1 protein-coding gene is annotated in these 344 nt (G+C 64.0%); it reads right to left on the minus strand.

From position 1 onward, the window contains the following. On the minus strand, positions 1–344 hold a 344-nt coding region (locus SB816_RS30325; RefSeq protein WP_410548031.1), incomplete at both ends, for a transposase.

Below are 344 nucleotides of genomic sequence, written 5' to 3' on the forward strand. Positions count from 1 at the left end.
GCGCCGATACGGTGGCCGCAGGCGCGAACATAGCGAACGAGCGAAGCGCGGTGCGGGACTTGTGCATTTCATCCGTTGTGTAGACCACTCGTCGAATCTCCGGCGGAAACACGAAGAACGGTATGACGTGCTCCCATGCACGCTGCCACGACTGCACGATGGTCGGGTACTTCGCGCCCCAAGGGCCGTCAGCGAAGTCTTGCAGTGCCTGCCTTGCCGCCTCCTCGCTGGCGGCCGCGTAGATCGGGCGCAGCGCTGCGGCGAGCGCCTTACGGTCCTTGTAGCTGGCGTACTCGAGACTGTTGCGGATCAGATGCACGATGCAGGTCTGAACGGTCGTGCGG

The sequence above is a fragment of the Achromobacter sp. SIMBA_011 genome (genome assembly GCF_046535435.1).
Lineage (GTDB): Bacteria > Pseudomonadota > Gammaproteobacteria > Burkholderiales > Burkholderiaceae_B > Achromobacter > Achromobacter dolens.